Source organism: Streptomyces sp. NPDC059477, assembly GCF_042749375.1.
Lineage (GTDB): Bacteria > Actinomycetota > Actinomycetes > Streptomycetales > Streptomycetaceae > Streptomyces.
This window is the reverse complement of the sequence record NZ_JBHYUG010000107.1, coordinates 16,356-29,343: the sequence shown is the minus strand read 5'-3', so window position 1 is coordinate 29,343 and position 12,988 is coordinate 16,356. Positions and strand designations below refer to the sequence as shown.

The following is a 12,988-nucleotide window of genomic DNA, read 5'->3' as shown; positions in this document are numbered from 1 at the left end:
GGGGGCCCGGGGGCCGCGCCCGTTTACCCGCCGCCCCCACCCCCGCGGGCGCGCACACGGGGCCCGCCCCACGGGCGCCTTCAGCCGGACATCCCCGCGCTCACATACCGCTCCGCTGCCCCGGCAGACTCGCCAGTGGCACCCCGGCACCCAGCGCGCTCGCCGCCGCCGCGCGGCGGGACTGGAGCGGAACCGGCGAGTCCGGGTGGAGGGGGTGGGGCGGGTGGGGCGGGTGGAGGTGGGCGGTCGTGGGCGGCAGGGCGGACGGTGAGCCGTGATCCGGTTCGGACGGTTTGTCCGACTGAGGACGGCGGGCCCGGTACGCGGCGCGGTAGGCCGCCGGGGACGAGCCGAGCTGGCGGCGGAAGTGACCGCGCAGGGCCACCGGGGAGCGGAAGCCGCAGCGGCCCGCCACCTCGTCCACCGAGTAGTCCGATGTCTCCAGCAGCCGCTGCGCCTGGAGCACCCGCTGAGTGATCAGCCATTGCAGCGGGGCACTGCCGGTCAGCGACCGGAACCGGCGGTCGAAGGTCCGTCGGCTCATGTACGCGCGGGCCGCCAGCGTCTCCACGTCGAACTGCTCGTGGAGATGCTCCAACGCCCAGGCGACGACCTCGGCGAGCGGGTCGGCGCCGATCTCCTCTGGTAAAGAGCGGTCCAGGTAGCGTTCCTGGCCTCCGCTCCGGCGCGGCGGCACCACCAGCCGGCGGGCCAGTGCCCCGGCGGCCTCGTTGCCGTGGTCCGTGCGCACGATGTGCAGACACAGATCGATTCCGGCGGCGGTGCCCGCCGAGGTCAGTACGTCGCCGTCGTCCACGAAGAGTTCTCTGGGATCGACGTGGACCGACGGATAGCGCTTGGCCAGCGTCGGCGCGTACATCCAGTGGGTGGTGGCCGGGCGGCCGTCCAGCAGGCCCGCCGCCGCGAGGACGAAGGCGCCGGTGCACAGCCCGACGATCCGGGCGCCTTCCTCGTGGGCCCGGCGCAGCGCGTCGAGCGCGTCGTCCGGAGGCGGGGAAGTGATCGAACGCCAGGCCGGTACGACGACCGTGCCCGCCCGCGCGATCGCTTCCAGGCCATGCGGCGCGCTGAGTTCCAGGCCCCCGGTGGTCCGCAGCGGACCGTCCTCGCCGGCACACACCAGCAGGCGGTAGCGCGGCACGCCGGCGTCCTGGCGGTCGATTCCGAACACCGACAGCGGTATGGAACTCTCGAAGATGGGGCCGCCGCTGAACAGCAGCACCGCGACGATCTCCTTGCGCCGCCGCCCGGTCAGTTTCCGGGTCGCGGCTTCCGGCGCGGCAGTGGAGTCGTGGCTCATACTGCTAAGCCCCCCTCGGTGGTCGCGGCTCCTCGGTTGTGTCGCTCCTGCACGTTTCCCCTCGGTCCTGCACGAGTCCCCCGCCATACGACAGTCAAGATCGAATCTACTGGGTCCCGCACCGCGGGTGTGACCGGATTGCCACCCCTGCGGATTGTCGACTTGGCAACTTGGCGTAAAGCATTCGATCACGAAGCGTTGCACTCCCGGGACGTGCAGGGAAGTGCGCCTTGTCGCGGTGGCTAATCCGCGTAGGGTGCGGAAGCCGCCTGAGACCCTTTCCGTGCAGGTCGAACGGGGCGTGGAGGGTGGTCAGACCAGTGGATGCACGCGAACCAGAAGTTGGCTGAAAAGATACGGCCCGGTGCGCGGAAACCGGTCAGTCTGCGTCAGCCCGGGAGGCCGTTCCCGCCCGGGTGGCGCGGGGTCTCCCAGGCGCGCGGGGCCTCCCCGGTGGTCCCGGGGGCGGTTCCCGGCCCCGTACCCCTCCACCGGGCGGCGGGCGGTGGGCCCTCGTCGGCCTGCCGGTGGGGGTGGGGCGCGGGCATTTCGCCCGCCAACACGCGGGCGCGGCGCTCCGAGCGGCGCAGCAGCAGCCGACACGCCCCGGTGACCGCCGCCAGCCCCAGCGCCGTACCGGCCGCGCCGGCCAGGGAGGTGCCGTACCAGAGCAGGACCAGGGGGACGAGGGCGCAGCTGAAGACCGCCCAGCGCACCAGGTCCCCGGTGGGGTCCGCCGCCGGGCCCGGTTCCGCCGGGGGCGGGGTGCGCGGCGTGGGCGAGGGGCCCTGCGGGCGCGGCTCTCCGGCGGTGGCGTGGGACGCCGAGGGGGCGGTGGGGGCGGCTGGGGCGGTACGGGGTGCGGACATGGCGTGCTCCCTGTGGCGTGGTTCACGCACTTCAACGTCCGCGTCCCGGGACGGTCACTGTCAGCGAGCGGGACGGACGATCACCCTTGCGCGCCGGTGAATCCTGTGCAAACCGCCTGTACGGGGCAGCAACCATTGCGTGACGGGCGCCCCCTCGTGCATGCTCCACGAAACCCGCCGGGCAGCCGTGCGGGAACTGGGCGAAGGAGGCGTGCCGCCGTACCCTTGCGGGTATGGGGTTGGGAAGATGTTTCCCGGACACAGCTCGGACGACGTAGTCGTCTCTCCCCTATGAAGGATCACAACGCCGAGACAGCCATGGCCGGTCACGAATTCTCCGAACCCGCGGACCGCAAGCGGCCGGTCGCCGACCACACGGCGGCCGATCCCCTGGCGGCGGAAGAGCCACGCCATGCGTGCGACCCCGCCTTCAAGCACGGCGTCGTCGTCGGCTTCGACGGCTCCACCTCCAGCGAGCGTGCCCTCGCGTACGCCATCGGCATGGCCCGGCGCTCCGGCTCGGGCCTGATCATCGTGCATGTCGCCAACCGGCTCCCGACCACCGTCTGGGCCGGCTGCGAGCCCCCCGTCTTCGTGGACGTCCCCGACCACCGCACCGAGGTGCTGGGGCTGGAACTGGCCTGCGCGGACTATCTCGCCGAGGTGCCCTGGATCCTGGTCGAGCGCGGCGGCGACATCTGTCACGAACTCGAAGAGGTCGGGCGGGAGTACGAGGCGGACGCGATCGTCGTCGGATCCACGCACGGCATCGTGGGGCGGATGTTCGGCTCGGTCGCCGGACGGCTCGCCAAGCGCGCGAAGCGGCCCGTCGTCGTCATTCCGTAACTCGCCGTCGTCCCAGGTGGGATGTGCCGTTCCGGTCGTGCTCCGGCCTTTTCCCGCTCGCCGAATCTACTCGCGCGTAGAGGTGTTTGTGCCTTTGTGAAGGGCATACATCGGGCACCACAACCGCACATGCATGAAGGGAGCCCGCCGTGGACAACGCTGTCTCCGCGGGAAGCGGAAACACTACTGTGGTCGGCCGACTCGCCCTGGGGATCACCCTGCTGGCCTTCGGGTTCGGATTCACCGATGTGGTCGACGGTGTGTCGGCCGCTGATGCCGCGTCAATCGCTCAGTACGTGGGCGGAGTCGCCCTCTTCGTCGTCGGGCTGCTGGCCTTCCGTGACCGTGACACGGCCTCCGGTACGGCCTTCTCGGCGCTCGGCGCCCTCTGGTTCACCTGGGCCGTCTCGGTCGGCAACCAGGTCTCGGCCAACGCGGCCGGACTGTTCCTGCTCCTGTTCGCCCTGGTCGCGCTGACCCTCACCCTCGCCGGTGGGGACCAGCTCGGACAGGTCGCGTACGGGCTGTTCTTCGTCTCCCTGGTGCTGCTCGCGATCGCGTTCCTCGCGGAGAACGACGGGCTGGCCAAGGTCGGGGGATGGGTCGCCGTCGCGGCGGGCGCGGTGGCCTGGTACGCGGCCACGGCGGTGCTCGCGCACTGGCCGACCGCGTTGCCGCGGCGGACGGCCGGACGGGGTGTGACGGCTGTCGGCTAGTCGCGTGGGCCGGGCCGGGTTCTGTGGTCCGGTGGCAGGGAGCGAGCCCCCCGTGGCTGGTGGCAGCACGTGGGGGCTCGTTCCGTTGTGGGGCCTGTGCGGGTGGGTGGGGGCTGGTCGCGCAGTTCCCCGCGCCCCTTGGGGGCGTACTCCGGCCCGGCGATTCTCGGCTACTCCACCGTTACCGACTTCGCCAGGTTTCGGGGCTTGTCGATGTCTCGGCCCAGGGTCAGGGCCGTGTGGTAGGCGAGGAGCTGGAGGGGGATGCCCATGAGGATGGGGTCCAGTTCGTCCTCGTTCTTGGGGACCAGGAGGGTCTGGTCGGCCTTTTCCTGGGGCTGGTGGGCGACCGCGAGGATCTTGCCGCTGCGGGCCTTGATCTCCTCCATCGCGGCGCGGTTCTTCTCCAGCAGGTCGTCGTCGGGGACGATCGCGACCGTGGGGAGGGCGGGCTCGATCAGCGCCAGGGGGCCGTGCTTCAGCTCGGAGGCGGGGTACGCCTCGGCGTGGATGTAGGAGACCTCCTTGAGCTTCAGGGACGCCTCGCGGGCCACCGGATAGCCGCGCACCCGGCCGATGAAGAGCATCGAGCGGGCGTCCGCGTAGGTCTTGGCCAGCTGCTCGATCTCCTGCTCCTGCTTCATGATCTCGGCGATCTGGGCGGGGAGCTGCCGCAGTCCGGCGATGATCCGCTTGCCGTCGCGGACCGAGAGGTCGCGGACCCGGCCCAGGTGCAGGGCGAGCAGCGCGAAGGCGACCGTGGTGTTGGTGAAGCACTTGGTGGAGACCACGCAGACCTCCGGGCCCGCGTGCACGTAGATGCCGCCGTCGGCCTCGCGGGCGATCGCGGAGCCGACCACGTTCACCACGCCGAGGACCTTGCCGCCCTTGCGCTTCAGCTCCTGGACGGCGGCCAGCACGTCGTACGTCTCACCGGACTGGGAGACGGCGATGTACAGGGTGTCGGGGTCGACGACGGCGTTGCGGTAGCGGAACTCGGAGGCGGGCTCGGCGTCGGCGGGGATGCGGGCCAGCTCCTCGATCAGCTGGGCGCCGATCATGCCCGCGTGGTACGAGGTGCCGCAGCCGAGGATCTTGACGCGGCGGACCGCGCGGGCCTCGCGGGCGTCGAGGTTGAGGCCGCCCAGGTGGACCGTGGAGAAACGGTCGTCGATCCGGCCGCGCAGCACCCGGTCCACGGCCTCGGACTGCTCGTGGATCTCCTTGTGCATGTAGGTGTCGTGGCCGCCCATGTCGTACGACGCCGCTTCCCACTCGACCGTGGTGGGCTCGGACGTCGTACGGGTGCCCTCCGTCGTGTACGTGCGGAAGTCGTCGGCCTTCAGGGTGGCCATCTCGCCGTCGTCCAGCGTCACTATCTGCCGGGTGTGGGTGACCAGCGCGGCGATGTCGGAGGCGACGAACATCTCCTTCTCGCCGATGCCGAGGACGACCGGGGAGCCGTTGCGGGCGACCACGATCCGGTCGGGGAAGTCGGCGTGCAGCACGGCGATGCCGTACGTGCCCTCGATCAGGCGCAGGGTCTCGCGGACCCTGTCCTCCAGCTTCTCCGCCTGCGAGCGGGAGATCAGGTGGACGAGGACCTCGGTGTCGGTCTCGGAGAGGAAGACGACGCCGTCCGCCTCCAGCTTGCGGCGCAGGTCGGCGGCGTTGTCGATGATGCCGTTGTGGACGACGGCGACCTTGCCCTCGGCGTCCAGGTGCGGGTGGGCGTTGACGTCGGAGGGGGCGCCGTGGGTGGCCCAGCGGGTGTGGGCGATCCCGGTGGTGCCCTTGAAGCGGGCCGGGACCTTGGCCTCCAGGTCACGGACCCGGCCCTTGGCCTTGACCGTCCTGAGGCCGGCCGCCTTGGCGGAGGTGACGGCGATGCCCGCCGAGTCATAGCCGCGGTACTCCAGGCGCTGGAGGCCCTCCAGGAGCAGCGGGGTGACATCGCGCTTGCCGATATATCCGACGATTCCGCACATGTATGGATTTTCCTAGCCGTAGACGATGCGGCGCAGCTGACGGAGCGACAGCTCCGGGGGTGCCACCGCCCGGTATTTCAGGTCCGCCTCGATCCGCTCGAAGATCGCCGCGTTGACCAGGCCCTGGGCCTGTAGCTCGCGGTGGCGGCGACGGACGAACTCCACGGTCGTCTCGTCGAAGTAGGCGAGCACGTCCTGGATCACCCGCAGTGCCTCGCCCCGGTTCAGGGGGGTGGAGCGTGTCAGATGATCTACGAGTTCGTCGTGCACCCGCTTGATCCTGAAGGAGTGGCGGGGCTTTCGCAAGAATCCTGCCCGATTCCGGGCAGGGGCGTGTCACGGGCGCTTGAGGACCGCCTGTTTGGCCAGCGCGAACTCCTCGTCGGTCAGCACGCCCGCGCGGTGCAGCTCACCCAGCTCGCGCAGCCGCCGCAGCAGGGCGTCGTGGTCGTCCGGGGCAGGGGCCGGCGCGTGGGCGGGTGTGGGTGCGTCGGCGGGGGCTGGGGCGGTGGGTTGAGGGCGGCCGTCGGGTGAGGGTGCCGACGGGTGCGCGAGCCGGGCCTGGACGGCCGCCGCGATCAGGGCCATCAGGGGGTCCTTCTTGAAGCCCCACAGGTCCACCGAGTGGGGGTCGTACTTGGGCGGGGCCTTCGTCGGCGCGTTGCGCACGGTGAACCGGAGGTGGCCGTTCTCCAGGCCGACCGCCGGGTGCCAGTCCACGGCCGTGATGTCGGTGACGGCGAGGGTCCGGGGGCCGGCGGCGGACTTGGCCTCCTCCGTCTTCCAGTTCCACTCCAGCCGCACCTGGTCGCCGTCGAAGCTCACCGTGGCGTCCCCGGCGGCGAACGACAGCGGCACCGCCGGGCCCGCCAGCAGATAGGTGTCCACCGGGTCGCCCGGCACCTGGTCCAGCAGCAGCGCGTTGCGGACCTCGGCCACGAAGTACTCGGCGACCCCGTACCGGTCGGACTCCACGGCCAGCTGATAGGGGTCGTGCGGCTCGGTCAGCCGTCCGCCCGTGGCGATCTGGAGCGGGTCCGAACCGTCCCGCAGCCGCAGTCTGACCCGCCCCGCCCTGCGGCCCTGCTCGAAGGAGATGCCCGCCAGCGCGGCAAGGGGTACGACCCGCTCCCCGAGGGTCCTGCGCAGCAGACCGACGGATTTGTCCCGTCCGGGCGTCAGCCGCAGCGCGTCACCGTCGAACTCCCAGGTGCCGTCCTTCTGGATGATTTCCGCCATGACAGGGATTGTTCCACCGGAGTGGTGAGGGGGGGCGGTCCCCAGCGGCCGGGGCCGCTCGCTCAGCTGACCTGCTCCGCGTTCTCCAGGGCCTTTGCCAGGGCCTCCAGTGCCGGTGCGCACTTGTCGTACGACAGGATCGGCTCGGCGTCGCGGGAGATCACCTGACCCGCCTTCACCGCGGGGAGCTGCTTCCAGGTGCCCTCCGTGATGTCGGCGGGCTGGATCGCCGACGAGCGGTTGTCCATGAAGAGCACGTCGGCGTCGTAGGTGTTGGCGTTCTCCCAGCTCAGCGACTGGAACCAGCCGCCGGTGTCCGCCATGGCCGCGGCGGGGGGCGTCACGAAGTTCACGCCGAGGGACTTGAAGTACTCCAGGTCGATGGCGAGGTCGGGGCCGGAGACGTAGAAGATGTCCTGGCTCGCGGAGCCGGCCAGCACCTTGATGTCGGGCTTGGCCTTCGCGGCGGCGCGCAGCCGGGCCGCCGCGTCCTCGAACCGCTTCTTCGCCGCCGTGACCTCGGCGGCGGCCAGGTCGGCGCCGAGCGAGGCGGCCAACTCGGCCATCCGCTCCAGTGACTGGGTGAGCAGCCGGTCGTAGACGGAGATGCCGACGCTGGGGGCGCCGAGGGCGAGGATCTTGTCCTTGGACTCGTCGGGGACGTACCAGAGGGTGCCCTGGTCGTCGAACATCGTGGAGATCAGGACGTCCGGCTGGAGCGCGGCGTACTGCTCGATGTTGAACTGGCCCCACTCGTTGCCCAGGATGGTGACCTTGCTGATGTCGAGGTCGCCGGCCTGGACGTCGGGCTCGCCGTCGGTGGTCTCGGTGGGGCCGAAGACGCCCTTGACGGTGACGCCGTAGTCGTGCAGGGCGGCGGCGACGCCGGTGAAGGCGACGACGGTGGCGGGGGTGCGGTCGGCCCGCGCGGTCTCGCCGCGGTCGTCCTCGAAGGACCAGGGGCCGGAGTTCTGGGCGTCGTCGGCGGGGTCCGGCCGCACGGCGGTCGTGTCGTCGCCCCCGCAGGCGACGAGGACGGCACCGAGGCCGAGGGCGCCACCGGCGGTGAGTATTCTGCGGCGGGTCAGGTGGGGGGCGTGGGTGTGGGGCATGGTGGGGCTGCTTTCGAACGGGGCGGGGCGCTCGCCGGGATTTTCGAAGCAAGGTTAGCCTAACCTTCCTTCCTGGTCTCGGGGGTGGGGCTCGCCGGCGGCCTGTCGGTGCCGCGAGGGAAGCGGGACGAGGTCATGCCGGACCATGAACTCCAGCCGTCCGTACGGCGGTGGCACTGGCGGCGCGCTGTTCCCGTCTGCGTCAATCTGCTGTTCGGCGTGCCCGCGATGGTGCCGCTCCACTCGGCCTGGCTGCTGTTCACCGACTACCGGTCCTGCGCGTTCGACAACTCCGGGGTCGGCCTCACCGACTGCGGTGACGTCAGTGTCATCGAGGGCCCCGGAGCGGCGCGGGTGGGTCTGTTCTTCGTCGGCGGGCTCGGGGTGCTGCTGGTGCTCGCCGTGGACGTGCTCTTCCCCGCCGGGCTGGGATGGCACCGGCGACGCTGGCTGGCCGCGGCACTCGCGATCCCCGTGCCCTATCTGGTCACCGTGCTTGCCCTCACTGTCTTCGACTGAGCGGAGGGGGTGCCGCGGTTGGACGGGGACGGGTACGGGGACGGCGGAGTTGGCCGGTGAGCCCGGCGACCGGTCCGCGTCCTCCACGCCGGGCGCCGGTCCGGCCCTTGCGTGTCAGAGCCGGACCGCCCCCCCCGGTATACCCCCCGCACACCGCCCCGGACCCTCAGCCGGTCAGCCCCAGCTCCCTCGCGATCAGCATCCGCTGAACCTCGCTCGTGCCCTCGCCGATCTCCAGGATCTTGGAGTCACGCCACATGCGGGCGACCGGGTACTCGTTCATGAAGCCGTAGCCGCCGTGGACCTGGGTGGCGTCGCGGGCGTTGTCGACCGCGATCGTGGAGGAGTAGAGCTTGGCCAGGGCCGCCTCCTTCTTGAAGGGCTCGCCGTCGACCAGCCGGTACGCGGCGTCGCGCCAGGCCAGGCGGGCGGTGTGGGCCCGCATCTCCATGTCGGCGATCTTGAACTGGATGGCCTGGTACCCGGCGATCGCCCGGCCGAAGGCGTGACGTTCCTTCGCGTACCGGACCGATTCGTCGACGCACCCCTGCGCCAGCCCGGTCGCCAGCGCGGCTATGGCGATCCGGCCCTCGTCCAGGATGCGCAGGAACTGCGCGTAGCCCCGGCCCTCCTCGCCCAGCAGGTTCGCGCGCGGCACCCGGACGTCCGCGAAGGACAGCTCCCGGGTGTCCGACGCGTTCCAGCCCACCTTCGAGTACGGGGCCGCCACCGTGAAGCCGGGGGTGCCCGACGGGACGATGATCGCGGAGATCAGCGGCTTGCCGTCGGGGGTGCGGCCGGTGACCGCGGTGACCGTGACCAGGCCCGTGATGTCCGTACCCGAGTTGGTGATGAAGCACTTGGTGCCGTTGATCACCCATTCCTGCGTCGCCTCGTCCAGGCGGGCCGTCGTCCGGGTCGCGCCCGCGTCCGTGCCGCCGTCGGGCTCGGTCAGGCCGAACGCGCCCAGGGTCTCGCCGGAGCACAGCCCGGGCAGCCACCGGCGCTTCTGCTCCTCGGTGCCGAACAGATGCAGCGGCATCGCGCCCAGCGAGACGCCCGCCTCCAGGGTGATGGCCACGGAGGAGTCCACCCGGGCCAGTTCCTCCAGGGCCACGCCCAGCGCCAGATAGTCGCCGCCCATCCCGCCGTACTCCTCCGGGAACGGCAGGCCGAACAGGCCCATGCGGCCCATCTCGCGGACGATCTCGTAGGGGAACTCGTGCCGCTCGTAGTAGTCGCCGATCTTCGGGGCGATCACGTCGTGCGCGAACTCCTCCACCGTGCGGCGGAGTTCTTCCAGTTCGGGGGAGAGACGGTGATTCATCTGGCTCATTGCTCCTGCTGGTCCGGGGCCCGGTCTTCGTGGGACAGGGCTCTGACGGTGCGGGACGGGCTGGGGCGGCCCAGTCGCTCGGCCATCCACACGCTGGTGGCGGTGAGCCGGCCGAGATCGACCCCGGTCTCGATGCCGAGGCCGCGCAGCATCCACACGAGATCCTCGGTGGCGAGATTGCCGGTGGCGGACCTGGCGTACGGGCAGCCGCCGAGGCCGCCCGCGGAGGCGTCGACGGTGGAGACGCCGTGCTGGAGGGCGGCCAGGGTGTTGGCGAGGGCCTGGCCGTAGGTGTCGTGGAAGTGCACGCCGATCGCGGAGGTCGGCACGCCCTCCTCATTGAGCTGGGCCAGCAGATCCTGGACATGGGCCGGGGTGGCGACCCCGATGGTGTCGCCCAGGCTCAGTTCGTCGCAGCCCATGTCGAGCAGGGCCCTGGCGACCCGGACCACCTGGTGGATGGGGACCGGCCCTTCCCAGGGGTCGCCGAAGCACATGGAGAGATAGCCGCGGACGTGCACCTTGCCGTCATGGCCGTTGCGGGCCTCCTTCGCCCTGCGGACCACCGGCTCGAACATGGCGAGCGCCTCGTCCACCGTGCGGTTGAGGTTGGCCCGCGCGAAGGACTCGGTGGCGCTGGCGAACACGGCGACCCGGCGGGCGCCGAGGGCCAGCGCGCGGTCCAGGCCGCGCTCGTTGGGCACCAGCACGGGCAGCTCCACCCCGGGCAGGTCGCCGAGGAGGGGGAAGAGCTGCTCGGCGTCTGCCAGTTGGGGGACCCACTTGGGGTGGACGAAGCTCGTGGCCTCGATGGTGGTGAGTCCCGCGTCGGCCAGGCGGTGGACGAACTCCGCCTTGATCTTCGTCGGGACGGTCGCCTTCTCGTTCTGGAGGCCGTCGCGGGGGCCCACCTCGTGGATACGGACCCGGGCGGGGAGGTCGGGGGCGGGGACGACCATGGGGAGGCCGGGAGCGGGGGTGGTCATGATGTCGCCTCTCCCCTCGCCGAGGGCGGCTCCCCCGGGGGCGCGGGCGATTCCTCTGGGGCCGAGGGCACTGGGTCCGCCTCCGGCTCGATCACCGCCAGTACCTGGTCCATCGCCACCGTCGACCCCGGTGTCACCTCCAGCTCGGTGACCGTCCCCGCGTGCGGCGCCGAGATCACGTGCTCCATCTTCATCGCCTCCACCACCAGCAGACTCTGGCCGGCGCTCACCGGGTCCCCGACGGCGACCTTCACCACCGTCACCGTGCCCGGCATCGGGGCGGTCAGCGAGTCGGCGCCGGAGCGGGCGGCGCCGGTCAGCGACGCGGCGACGGGGTCGTGGTCCCGTACGTGCCAGGCGTCGCCGTCCCGGCCCAGCCAGTCGCCCGCGCGCGTGAAGGTGTGCCGGATGCCGTCGAGGGTCACCGACACCCGGTCGCCGGTGACGGTGTGCGTGCCGCGCGGCACGTACGTCAGCGGCTCGCGGACCTTCAGCGGGAAGCCGACCGGCCGGGGCTCCCCGCCGAGCCGCCAGCCGCTGGGCACCGAGAAGGGGTCGGTCCAGCCGGCCGGGTCCGGGGCGGGCCGCAGCGCGTCCAGTCGTACGGCCGCCGCCGCCTCGTACACCTCCAGGGGTACGTCCCCGGGGATCAGCGTCTTTGCCTCCCGCTCCACCAGGCCGGTGTCCAGGTCGCCCGCCACGACCGCCGGATGGGCCAGCAGCCGCCGCAGGAATCCTGCGTTGGTCGGCACGCCCAGGGTGACGGTGTCGGCGAGGGCGGCCCGCAGTCCGCGCAGGGCGCTCGCCCGGTCGGGGCCGTGGGCGATCACCTTGGACAGCATCGGGTCGTACAGGCTGCCCACCTCGGTGCCCTCGCTCAGCCCGGAGTCGGTGCGGACGCCGTCGCCCTCGGGCTCGCGCAGCAGCAGGACCGTGCCGCCGGAGGGGAGGAAGCCGCGGGCCGGGTCCTCGGCGCAGATCCGGGCCTCGATCGCGTGCCCGGTGAGCGTGATGTCGTCCTGCGTGAGGGGCAGCGGCTCCCCGGCGGCGACCCGGAGCTGCCACTCCACCAGGTCGAGGCCGGTGACCAGCTCGGTGACCGGGTGTTCCACCTGGAGGCGGGTGTTCATCTCCATGAAGTGGTACGCGGATACGGCGGGCTCGGCGGAGGTCCCTCCGGCCGCCACCGGGGCGCCGCCGGGGACGATGAACTCGACCGTGCCCGCGCCCACGTACCCGCAGGAGCGGGCCGCCTGGACCGCCGCCTCGCCCATCGCCGCGCGGGTCGCCGCGTCCAGCAGGACGCTCGGCGCCTCCTCGATGACCTTCTGGTGGCGGCGCTGGAGGGAGCATTCGCGCTCGCCCAGATGGATGACATTGCCGTGGGCGTCGGCCAGCACCTGGATCTCGATGTGCCGGGGGCGGTCGATCCACCGCTCGACCAGCAGCGTGTCATCGCCGAAGGAGGCGGCGGCCTCGCGGCGGGCGGCGGCGATCTCCTCGTCCAGCACGGCCAGGTCCCGCACCAGCCGCATGCCCTTGCCGCCGCCGCCCGCGCTGGGCTTGAGCAGCACGGGCGCGCCCAGCGCGCGGGCGGCCTCGGCGAGGTCCGGGTCACGGCCGCCGGGCACGACCGGCACCCCGGCCGCGCTCACCGTCTCCTTGGCGCGGATCTTGTCGCCCATCAGGGCGATCGCGTCGGCGGGCGGCCCGATGAACACCAGCCCCGCCTTCGCGCAGGCGCGGGCGAAGGCGGCGTTCTCGGCGAGGAAGCCGTAGCCGGGGTGGACCGCCTGGGCGCCGGTGCGCGCGGCGGCCTCAAGGATCCGCTCGGCCGACAGATAGCTCTCGCTCGCGGGCGCCGGACCGATCCGTACCGCCGTGTCGGCCTCGCGCACATGCCGGGCGTCGGCGTCGGCGTCGGAGAACACGGCGACCGAGCGCACGCCCAGGGCGCGCAGCGTACGGATGACCCGTACGGCGATCTCACCGCGGTTGGCGACCAGGACGGTGTCGAACATCGCGCCGGAGGGGGTGGGAACGGGCCTGGCGGAAA

Annotated in this window: 12 protein-coding genes; 3 read left to right on the top strand and 9 right to left on the bottom strand. The window is 71.9% G+C overall.

The window, feature by feature from the left end; translation table 11 throughout:
- Window positions 1-100: 100 nt before the first annotated feature.
- Both ACFXAZ_RS34240 and ACFXAZ_RS34235 read right to left on the bottom strand, forming a co-directional pair.
- Window positions 101-1,321, bottom strand: a complete 1,221-nt coding sequence (locus ACFXAZ_RS34240) for a helix-turn-helix domain-containing protein (protein WP_384599188.1) — start codon at window positions 1,319-1,321, stop codon at window positions 101-103.
- 389 nt (window positions 1,322-1,710) lie between these two features.
- Entirely contained in the window at window positions 1,711-2,190 is a 480-nt protein-coding gene (locus ACFXAZ_RS34235) for a hypothetical protein (protein ID WP_384599185.1), read from the bottom strand.
- 318 nt (window positions 2,191-2,508) lie between these two features.
- Here ACFXAZ_RS34235 and ACFXAZ_RS34230 point away from each other — a divergent pair, with 318 nt between their 5' ends.
- The gene (locus ACFXAZ_RS34230; protein WP_382682075.1) at window positions 2,509-3,036 is read left to right on the top strand and encodes a universal stress protein; all 528 of its coding nucleotides are present in this window, start codon (window positions 2,509-2,511) and stop codon (window positions 3,034-3,036) included.
- A gap of 149 nt (window positions 3,037-3,185) precedes the next feature.
- Complete coding sequence (locus ACFXAZ_RS34225) at window positions 3,186-3,752, top strand: GPR1/FUN34/YaaH family transporter (RefSeq protein ID WP_384599182.1); 567 nt, start codon at window positions 3,186-3,188, stop codon at window positions 3,750-3,752.
- Window positions 3,753-3,922: 170 nt separating this feature from the next.
- On the opposite strand, the gene glmS is transcribed toward ACFXAZ_RS34225, so the two are convergent.
- From glmS to ACFXAZ_RS34205, 4 genes are all read right to left on the bottom strand, one after another.
- Entirely contained in the window at window positions 3,923-5,740 is a 1,818-nt protein-coding gene (gene glmS / locus ACFXAZ_RS34220; protein ID WP_384599181.1) for a glutamine--fructose-6-phosphate transaminase (isomerizing), read from the bottom strand.
- A 12-nt stretch (window positions 5,741-5,752) separates the two neighbouring features.
- Entirely contained in the window at window positions 5,753-6,010 is a 258-nt protein-coding gene (locus tag ACFXAZ_RS34215) for a hypothetical protein (RefSeq protein WP_382682078.1), read from the bottom strand.
- 66 nt (window positions 6,011-6,076) lie between these two features.
- Window positions 6,077-6,979 carry a DUF4429 domain-containing protein gene (locus tag ACFXAZ_RS34210; protein ID WP_384599178.1) on the bottom strand — a complete coding sequence of 301 codons (903 nt, stop codon included), beginning with the start codon at window positions 6,977-6,979 and terminating at the stop codon, window positions 6,077-6,079.
- A 62-nt stretch (window positions 6,980-7,041) separates the two neighbouring features.
- On the bottom strand, window positions 7,042-8,091 hold the full coding sequence (locus ACFXAZ_RS34205; RefSeq protein WP_384599175.1) for an ABC transporter substrate-binding protein: 1,050 nt from the start codon (window positions 8,089-8,091) through the stop codon (window positions 7,042-7,044).
- 135 nt (window positions 8,092-8,226) lie between these two features.
- Between ACFXAZ_RS34205 and ACFXAZ_RS34200 the strand changes: the two genes are divergently transcribed.
- Window positions 8,227-8,610 carry a hypothetical protein gene (locus ACFXAZ_RS34200; protein WP_384599172.1) on the top strand — a complete coding sequence of 128 codons (384 nt, stop codon included), beginning with the start codon at window positions 8,227-8,229 and terminating at the stop codon, window positions 8,608-8,610.
- Between the two features lie 166 nt (window positions 8,611-8,776).
- On the opposite strand, the gene ACFXAZ_RS34195 is transcribed toward ACFXAZ_RS34200, so the two are convergent.
- The 3 genes from ACFXAZ_RS34195 to ACFXAZ_RS34185 are packed head-to-tail and all read right to left on the bottom strand — an operon-like array spanning window position 8,777 to window position 12,953.
- Complete coding sequence (locus ACFXAZ_RS34195) at window positions 8,777-9,937, bottom strand: acyl-CoA dehydrogenase family protein (RefSeq protein WP_384599194.1); 1,161 nt, start codon at window positions 9,935-9,937, stop codon at window positions 8,777-8,779.
- A 5-nt stretch (window positions 9,938-9,942) separates the two neighbouring features.
- Window positions 9,943-10,932: a hydroxymethylglutaryl-CoA lyase gene (locus ACFXAZ_RS34190; RefSeq protein ID WP_384599169.1), complete on the bottom strand. Its 990-nt coding sequence runs from the start codon at window positions 10,930-10,932 to the stop codon at window positions 9,943-9,945.
- A complete protein-coding gene (locus ACFXAZ_RS34185; RefSeq protein ID WP_384599191.1) occupies window positions 10,929-12,953 on the bottom strand; it encodes a biotin carboxylase N-terminal domain-containing protein in 2,025 nt (674 codons plus the stop codon). The genes ACFXAZ_RS34190 and ACFXAZ_RS34185 overlap by 4 nt, the downstream gene beginning before the upstream one ends.
- Window positions 12,954-12,988: the final 35 nt, after the last annotated feature.

Bases quoted from the DNA above. Each gene is read 5' to 3' on its own strand.
- ACFXAZ_RS34190 (WP_384599169.1), bottom strand. From the start codon at position 10,932: ATGACCACCCCCGCTCCCGGCCTCCCCATGGTCGTCCCCGCCCCCGAC.
- glmS (WP_384599181.1), bottom strand. From the start codon at position 5,740: ATGTGCGGAATCGTCGGATATATCGGCAAGCGCGATGTCACCCCGCTG.
- ACFXAZ_RS34240 (WP_384599188.1), bottom strand. From the start codon at position 1,321: ATGAGCCACGACTCCACTGCCGCGCCGGAAGCCGCGACCCGGAAACTG.
- ACFXAZ_RS34210 (WP_384599178.1), bottom strand. From the start codon at position 6,979: ATGGCGGAAATCATCCAGAAGGACGGCACCTGGGAGTTCGACGGTGAC.
- ACFXAZ_RS34185 (WP_384599191.1), bottom strand. From the start codon at position 12,953: ATGTTCGACACCGTCCTGGTCGCCAACCGCGGTGAGATCGCCGTACGG.
- ACFXAZ_RS34200 (WP_384599172.1), top strand. From the start codon at position 8,227: ATGCCGGACCATGAACTCCAGCCGTCCGTACGGCGGTGGCACTGGCGG.
- ACFXAZ_RS34195 (WP_384599194.1), bottom strand. From the start codon at position 9,937: ATGAATCACCGTCTCTCCCCCGAACTGGAAGAACTCCGCCGCACGGTG.
- ACFXAZ_RS34205 (WP_384599175.1), bottom strand. From the start codon at position 8,091: ATGCCCCACACCCACGCCCCCCACCTGACCCGCCGCAGAATACTCACC.
- ACFXAZ_RS34230 (WP_382682075.1), top strand. From the start codon at position 2,509: ATGGCCGGTCACGAATTCTCCGAACCCGCGGACCGCAAGCGGCCGGTC.
- ACFXAZ_RS34235 (WP_384599185.1), bottom strand. From the start codon at position 2,190: ATGTCCGCACCCCGTACCGCCCCAGCCGCCCCCACCGCCCCCTCGGCG.